The sequence below is a fragment of the Paracoccus sp. (in: a-proteobacteria) genome (genome assembly GCF_039808215.1).
GTDB lineage: Bacteria > Pseudomonadota > Alphaproteobacteria > Rhodobacterales > Rhodobacteraceae > Paracoccus.
The window spans coordinates 1-7,452 of record NZ_JBDHSP010000102.1 but is presented as its reverse complement, the minus strand read 5'-3'; the positions used below and the strand labels follow the sequence as shown (position 1 = coordinate 7,452).

Genomic DNA, 7,452 nt, shown 5'->3' with positions numbered 1-7,452 from the left:
GCCTTTTCCTTGCAGATTGAGCAGATTCTTCGGGTTGCGAGTTGGTAGCCCTCGGTTCCGAGGCCGGCGAGGACGCCGTCGGCGCGCAGGCTGACGTAGGAATGGTGGCGGAAGGTCTCGCGCTTGTGCACGTTCGAGATGTGGCATTCGATCACCGGGCCCTCGAAGGTGTTCAGCGCGTCGAGGATCGCCACCGAGGTATGGGTGAAGGCGCCGGGGTTGATGATGATGCCGCAGGCGGCGTGGCGCGCCTCGTGGATGGTGTCGATCACCACGCCTTCGTGGTTGGACTGGAACAGCCTGACCTGAAAGCCCTGCTCGGCGGCGACGCGGGCGCAGCTCGCCTCGATGTCGGCCAGGGTGTCGCGGCCATAGATCTCGGGCTGGCGCTGGCCCAGCAGGTTCAGGTTCGGCCCGTTCAGGATGTAGATCAGTTTCGACATGCCGTGGTTTTCCTTGTGGTTCAGGGGTGATCGTGCTCGGCCCAATGCGCCTCGTAGTCGCGCGACTGCGCCAGGATGCGCGCCGCGGCATTGCCGCCGCCGAAGCCGGCATAGCTGCCGCGCCGCTCGACCAGTTCGAAGAACACCCCGTCGATGGCGCGGGTATAGAGCTGCAGACAGCTGCCCTGGGCGTCCTGGTCGTAAAACAGCCCCGCCGCCGCCAGCCGCCCGGCCAGGCCCTCGGGCAGGTCGAAGCGCAGCATCAGGTCGGCGTGGTAATTGGCCGGCGGCTGCAGCACCAGGGCGCGGTCGATGCCGGCGGCCAGGTCAAGCAGCCCGGTGCAGGCGAAGGCCACATGATGGATGGGCGCGGCGCTGCCCTGGCCGATGAAGCGCCTGGTCATCGTGCTTTCGCCGCGCGCGGCATTGAGGTTCAGCGCAAACTGCCCCTGGCTGTTGCGCAGCACATGGCTGTAGACGGCGCCGCGCGGGTCCAGCACCTCGTGGCGCGCCACCGGCTGGAAGTTCAGCGCCGCGCGCCAGTAAAGCAGCCCCGACAGCAGCGCGCGCATCTGGAAGGCCTGCGCGACATGGTCGATGGCCTGCACCGGCGCCGGGTCCGGCGGGACCTGGCCCTGGGGCTGCAGCCCGCGGGCGAAGGCGCCGCGCACCAGCGGCTGGCGGTCGAGATAGATGTGGATGTCCGAGGGCCCGTGCAGGCAGGCAAGGCCGAAGGGGTTGAAGCGGTGCGCCGGGCCCGCGGCCTCGCTGCGGTCGCCGCGCGGATCGGCGATGCGGCGCAGGCGCTCGGGGTCGGGCACGGTCAGGCCCAGGCCGGCGACGCACAGCTGCGCCGCGCTGCCGCTGGGCTTGCCCAGGACGATGCCCAGATCGCCCTGCCGGAACAGGCGCTGGCGGCCGTCGGCGCTGCGGCCGGTCTCGGCAAAGCCAAGCGCCGCGATCACCTGCGCCGCCATCTCGGCGCTTCTGCCCGCCGCCTCGAGATGCAGGAAATCGGGCGGGCCGACCAGTTCGGCGCCGACATTGCGCCCCTCGGCCTCGGCCTCGGTCAGCAGCAGGGCGCGCATGGCGTCATCGGCCATCACCCCCGCCGGCAGCCCGCGCTCATTGGCGTCGAAGACCTCGATCGAGAACGGCCCGCCATAGCCCGCGCCGCGCAGCGCCGCCATGAAGCCGCCAAGCGGCAGCACCCCCTGCCCGGGCAGCACGCGATTGGCGTGGCGCAGCCGGGCGATGTCGATGCGGCGCATGCTGGCGTCGCACAGATGCACGAGAAAGATGCGCGCCGGGTCGATGCGGCGCAGCGCCTCGCGGTCGTCGCCGGCGGCGAAATGGTGGATGCTGCCGATCACCAGCCCAAGATTGTCGCGCCCGGCGGCGCCGACCAGTTCCCAGCCCTGCAGCGGCGTGCGGCAGTGGCGGCTGACCGCCAGCGGCTCATAGCCCAGCCTCAGGCCGCGCGCCGCCGCCATGTCGGCCAGTTCCGCCAGATCGGCGCTGGCGCGGCCGGGGTCGGGATCGGTCTCGGGCAGGGTATTGGCGCAGACCACCAGCATCGGCGCGCCAAGCGCCAGGGCGAAATCCATGAAGCGCGCGGCGCGGCGAAAGGCGGCGGCGCGGGCCTCGCCCGCAAGCCCCTCGACATCGCGCAGCGACTGCAGCGCGGCGATGCGGATGCCCGCGGCCCGGGCGATGGCCGCGACATCGCCGGGGCCGCCGTCAAAGCCCACCATGTCCTCGCGGAAGATCTCGATACCGTCGAAACCCGCGCGCGCCGCGGCGTCGATCTTGTCGTAGAGATGGCCCGAGAACGACAGTGATGAGATGAGCCGCATCGAAAACCCCCTGGCCGCCTGCGCGCGGATGCTAGGGTGCCCCGGCCGGGCTTGTCCAGCCGGGGCGCGCCGGTGTCAGTCGGTGGCGACATGGCCGACATCGCGGCCCGGCGAATAGATGTCGAGGATGTTCCAGTGCCCCGAGGTGGGCGTCGGATTGTTGATCATCGCGACATCGATCACCGTCGGCCGCCCCGAGGCGATGGCCGCCTCGAGCGCGGGCCTGAAGCCGGCCGCCGATTCGATCCGCACGCCCTCGCAGCCATAGGCGCGGGCGATGGCGGCGTAATCGGGGGTCTGCTCGGCCGGGCTTGCCGCGCGTTCGAAGGTGGTGCCGAAGGTCAGGCCGTAATGCGCCTTCTGCAGCCCGGCGATGGTGCCGAAGGCGTTGTTGTTCATCACCACCCAGATCACCGCCAGCCCCTCGGCCGCGGCCGTGGCAAGGACTGCCGGGTTCTGGCCGAAACCGCCGTCGCCCACCAGGCTGATCACCACCCGCCCCGGCGCCGCGATCTTGGCGCCGATCGCCGCCGGCGGGCCAAAGCCCATGGTGGCGAATCCGCCCGGGATCAGGATCGAGCCCGGCGTGTGGATGGCGAATTGCTGCGCCACGCCGTTCTTGTTCCAGCCCACGTCCGAGGTCAGGATCGCATCGCGCGGCATGGCGGCGCGCAGATCGGCCAGGATGCGTTCGGGCATCATCGGGAAGGCGTCCGAGGTCTGCATCGCGCGGTTGGCCTGCGCGAAATCCTTGCGGGTCTGCGCGATCTTCGCCGCCATGCCGCCATCCTTGCGCCCCGCGGGCAGCATCTCGCGCGCCACCCGGTTCAGCACCCTGAGCGCCGAGCGCAGGTCCGCCACCACGCCCAGATCGACGGGATAGTTGCGGCCGATCTCCTGCGGCTCGATGTCGACATGGATCAGCTTCGTCTTTCCCTCGCCGATGTCGAAAGTGTATTCGGGATACCAGCTCGAGCTGTCGGCCTCCTTGAAGCGGCTCCCCAGCGCGATGATCCAGTCGGCGCCCAGCGTCGTCTCATTGGTGAACTTCGCCCCCCAGAAGCCGGTCATGCCCAGCACCAGCGGGTGGTCGTCGTCGATGCAGCCCTTGCCCATCAGCGAATAGGCGACCGGGATCTGCATGTGATCGACAAAATCGCGCAGCTCGTCCCAGGCGCGCGCCAGCGCCACGCCGCCGCCGGCATAGATCACCGGGCGCTGCGCAGCCGCCAGACGCTCGATGATCGCCCGCGCCGTCTCGTCGTCGATCGAGGGCCGGGTCAGCACCTTGGCATTGGCGCGGGTGCGCGCCCAGAGGCTGGTTTCCACCTCGGTCGAGAAGAAATCCATCGGCACATTGACCAGCACCGGCCCGGGCTGGCCCGATTCCGCCAGGGCAAAGGCTTTCTCCATGATCTCGGGCAAAAGCTCCGGCGTGTCGACGCGCCAGGCGCGCTTCACGAAGGGGCGGTAGATCTCGTATTGCGCCGCGTCCGCGTGCAGGTTCACCTCCTGATGCGGATGCTTGCCATAGTAATAGCTGGGGATGTCGCCGGCGATCACCACCATCGGGATGCAGTCGAGCGCCGCATTGGCCACCCCGGTCGCCGCGTTGGTCAGCCCCGGCGACAGATGCGACAGCACCACCGAGGCACGCCCGGTCACCCGGGCATAGCCGTCGGCCGCATGGGCGCTGATCTGTTCGTGGCGCACGTTGACAAAGTTCAGCCGGCTGTTGGCCATGGCGGCCAGCACGGCGATATTGGTGTGGCCGCACAGGCCGAACACATGTTCGACCCCGCGATCCTCGAGATAGCGCACCAGCTGGCGGGCGTTCTGTTCGCGTGCCATCACATCACCTCGGTATTGTAGAACTCGCCGAACAGTTCGGCATCGGAGGGGCGGTCGGAGGCGATCGGCCGCGCCACCCAGGTCACGTTCATGTAATGCTTGAGGCTGACGTTCTCGTTGGTGATATTGCCGCCCCAGATGCCGCAGCCGAGCGAGCTGGTCATCGGCATGCCGTTCTCGAAACTGCCGGCATTGGCCTTGGACTGCGGCTGGCGCACCATCATGCGGCTGACCGGCGCCACCGCCGCCAGCCGGGCGATATGGTCGTCGTCGAAACTGTAGATGCCGCAGCTGTGGCCCTTGCCGCCGACCTCATAGATGGCGCGCACCTTGTCCAGCGCGTCGTCAAAGCCGTGATAGCGGTAAAGCGCCATCACCACGCACAGCTTCTCGCCAGAGAATCTGTGCTCGCGGCCGATCCCCTCCTGCTCGACCATGATGAACTTGCGGTCCTCGGGGATGGCAAAGCCGGCGATCTCGGCGATGGTCTGGGCCCTGACCGCGACGGTGTTGATGGTGCGCGCGCCCTTGGCGTCCCACATGGCCTTTTCCAGCAGGGCCTTTTCCTGCGGGCTGCACAGATGGCCGCCCTCGGCCACCAGGGCTGCGCGCATCTTCTCGTAGATGCGGTCGTCGATCAGCAGGTTGCCGTCGGCCGAGCAGCCCGAGCCGTAATCCGAGGTCTTGGAAATGCGGCTGTTCATCGCGGCTTCGGCAATGTCGGCGGTCTCGTCGATGACCATGGTCGAATTGCCGGCGCCCACGCCATAGGCGGGCTTGCCCGAGGAATAGGCGGCCTTGACCATCGGCTTGCCCCCCGTCGCCAGCGTCAGGTCGCATTGCGCCATCAATTCGTTGGTCAGCGGGATCGAGGGCCGCTCGACGCATTGGAACAGGTCGCGCGGCGCGCCGAGCTTGGCCAGCGTCTCGCGCATGACGCGGACCATCTCGTTCGTGGTGGCCTTGGCGCGGGGGTGCGGCGAAAAGATCACCGCGTCCTTGCACTTGATCGCATAGATGCCGGTCACCGGCGGGGTCAGTTCCGGGTTCGTGGTCGGGATCAGGCTGGCGATGACCCCGGCGGGCTTGGCATATTTGGTGATGCCCCTGGCCTCGTCATGCTCGATCACGCCCACGGATTTGCCGCGCAGCGCGTCGCGCAGCACGCCCAGCACCTTGAAGCGCTTGCCGGCGCGGCCCTCGCGGTCGCCGATGCCGCTTTCGTCCACACCCATCTGGGCGATGCGCAGGAAGGTCTTTTCATTGCCGCAGGCCCAGCCCAGCGCCTGCGCCAGCCGGTCCACCTGCGCCTGGTCGTAATCCCTGATCTCCTCCATCGCCTTGCGGGCGCGGGCGACCATGTCGGCGACCAGCTGCCGTTCCTGCGGGGTGATCTCACGTTCGGCCATGGGGTTCTCCTCCTTCGATGGGTGTTGGCGTCAGCCGCGGGTGCCGGTGCGGACCGGGGCGGCATCGGGTTCAAAGACGGACCGCGCCGCCTCGAGGCAGCGCCGGGCGTGGCCCTCGCGGCCGAGTTCGGCGATGCGCGCGGCATTGGGCAGTTCGATCGACAGCGCCGCATCGGGAAAGCGGGCGCGGAAGGGTGCGAAATCCACCACGCCCTCGCCGGGGTAAAGCCGGCCCTCGCGGGCGATGGCGCGCATCTGGGCGCGGGTGCCGGTGCCCCGGGCGGGCGCGTCGCAGACATGCAGCATCGGCACCCATTGCGGCGGCACACCGTCAAGATCGGCCGCGGTCGCGTGGCTCAGGTGATAGTAAAGCGTGTCGATCAGCACCGCGGCATTCGCCCGGCCGGCGGCGCGGATGATGGTCAGCGCCTCGGCCAGGTTGATCAGCCGCGAAAACGACGGGAACTCCAGGCTGACGGTCATGCCATAGCCGCCGGCCAGGTCGCACAGGTCGCCGAAGAAATCCGTGACATAGGCATCGTCGTCGATGCCCCGCGTCCAGGCCGAGGAAATCAGCTGCCGCGCCCCCAGTTCCGCGCCGGCGGCGATGGCGCGCTCATAGCCTTTCGGGGTCTCGTCCGACAGGATGCGCGCCAGTTCGATGTCGTGGCAGGCAATGCCGGTTTCCTGCATGGCCCTGCGGGTGGCGGCCAGCACCTCGGGCGCCAGCGGGTCGCAATCGGGCTCTCCGGCCACGCCCATGGCGATCAGGCGCAGGCCGACCGCGTCATAGCCCGCGGCATGGGCGATGCGCACCTGCTGTTCCGGCGTGACGCCGGGCACGGTCAGATAGGCCAGCGAATAGGTCCTGCTCATGCCTCGGTCTCCTGCGGTTGCGTGACATGGGCCATCTTGCCCGGCAGTTGCCGGCCCAGCCGCGCCTCAAGCCCATGCGTCAGCGCCGTCAGCGCCCGCCAGTCGATGCCGGTGGCCAGGCCCATCTCGGACAGCGCGAAAACCGTGTCCTCGGTGGCGATATTGCCGGTGGCCTTCGGGATGAACGGGCAGCCGCCCAGGCCGCCCAGCGCCGCGTCGAAGATGCGCACCCCGGCCAGAAGCCCGGCCAGCATATTGGCCAGCCCCAGGCCGCGGGTGTCGTGCAGATGCAGCGACAGCCGCGCCTGCCCGCCCTCCCCGGCCACCGCCGCGGCGACCTGGCGGCAAAGATCGTGCACCAGCCGCGGATTGGCCAGGCCGGCGGTGTCGGCCAGGTTGATCTCCTGCACCCCCAGCCGGGCATAGCGCCGGGCGATGTCCAGCACCCGCCCCGCCTCGATGCGCCCCTCGAAGCCGCAGCCCAGCGCCGACTGGATGCCGGCGCGCACCTGGATGCCCGCGGCCAGAGCCGCCTCGATGGTGGGCAGCATGTCGGCCAGAGCCGCATCCGTGCCGCGCCCGACATTCCTGCGCGAGTGCGTCTCGCTGGCCGAGACCGACATCGACAGATGCGCCACCCCGACCGCCAGCGCGCGGTCAAGCCCGCGCCGGTTCAGGATCAGCGCGGTATAGGTCACCCCCGGCCGGCGCCGGATGCGCTGAAACAGCGCGTCGGTGTCGGCCATCTGCGGCACCCGCTCGGGGTTCACGAAGGATCCGACCTGGATGCGGCGCAGCCCGGCCGCCTCGAGCCCGGCGATCAGCGCCAGCTTCTCCTCGGTGGCCAGGATCGTCTTCTCGTTCTGCAGACCGTCGCGCAGAACCTCGTCCTCGATCAGGACATCCCCGGTGAAACTCAGCATCGGCATCTCCGCTGTGAACAGGTTCAGAATAAGGCCGCGCAACCATTACGTCGAATGCCGATAACCGCCATCAGGATAACAACGTGTTACTCAA

6 protein-coding genes are annotated in these 7,452 nt (G+C 69.0%); all 6 read right to left on the bottom strand.

Annotation, left to right across the window (positions count from 1 at the left end):
* Nucleotides 1–443, bottom strand: a 443-nt coding sequence (gene aroQ / locus WMK75_RS17580; protein ID WP_347268887.1) for a type II 3-dehydroquinate dehydratase, incomplete at its 3' end; no start/stop codon positions are given.
* A gap of 20 nt (nucleotides 444–463) precedes the next feature.
* Nucleotides 464–2,299 (bottom strand): TIM barrel protein, encoded by a 1,836-nt coding sequence (locus WMK75_RS17575; RefSeq protein ID WP_347268886.1) that lies wholly within the window; start codon nucleotides 2,297–2,299, stop codon nucleotides 464–466.
* Between the two features lie 75 nt (nucleotides 2,300–2,374).
* The gene (locus tag WMK75_RS17570; protein ID WP_347268885.1) at nucleotides 2,375–4,150 is read right to left on the bottom strand and encodes a thiamine pyrophosphate-binding protein; all 1,776 of its coding nucleotides are present in this window, start codon (nucleotides 4,148–4,150) and stop codon (nucleotides 2,375–2,377) included.
* Nucleotides 4,150–5,559 (bottom strand): aldehyde dehydrogenase family protein, encoded by a 1,410-nt coding sequence (locus WMK75_RS17565; RefSeq protein ID WP_347268884.1) that lies wholly within the window; start codon nucleotides 5,557–5,559, stop codon nucleotides 4,150–4,152. The genes WMK75_RS17570 and WMK75_RS17565 overlap by 1 nt, the downstream gene beginning before the upstream one ends.
* A gap of 30 nt (nucleotides 5,560–5,589) precedes the next feature.
* Nucleotides 5,590–6,435: a TIM barrel protein gene (locus WMK75_RS17560; protein ID WP_347268883.1), complete on the bottom strand. Its 846-nt coding sequence runs from the start codon at nucleotides 6,433–6,435 to the stop codon at nucleotides 5,590–5,592.
* Nucleotides 6,432–7,358 carry a hydroxymethylglutaryl-CoA lyase gene (locus WMK75_RS17555; protein ID WP_347268882.1) on the bottom strand — a complete coding sequence of 309 codons (927 nt, stop codon included), beginning with the start codon at nucleotides 7,356–7,358 and terminating at the stop codon, nucleotides 6,432–6,434. Before WMK75_RS17555 ends, WMK75_RS17560 begins: the two co-directional genes overlap by 4 nt.
* Nucleotides 7,359–7,452 lie beyond the last annotated feature (94 nt).

Bases quoted from the DNA above. Each gene is read 5' to 3' on its own strand.
- WMK75_RS17570 (WP_347268885.1), bottom strand. From the start codon at position 4,150: ATGGCACGCGAACAGAACGCCCGCCAGCTGGTGCGCTATCTCGAGGAT.
- WMK75_RS17555 (WP_347268882.1), bottom strand. From the start codon at position 7,358: ATGCTGAGTTTCACCGGGGATGTCCTGATCGAGGACGAGGTTCTGCGC.
- WMK75_RS17575 (WP_347268886.1), bottom strand. From the start codon at position 2,299: ATGCGGCTCATCTCATCACTGTCGTTCTCGGGCCATCTCTACGACAAG.
- WMK75_RS17560 (WP_347268883.1), bottom strand. From the start codon at position 6,435: ATGAGCAGGACCTATTCGCTGGCCTATCTGACCGTGCCCGGCGTCACG.
- WMK75_RS17565 (WP_347268884.1), bottom strand. From the start codon at position 5,559: ATGGCCGAACGTGAGATCACCCCGCAGGAACGGCAGCTGGTCGCCGAC.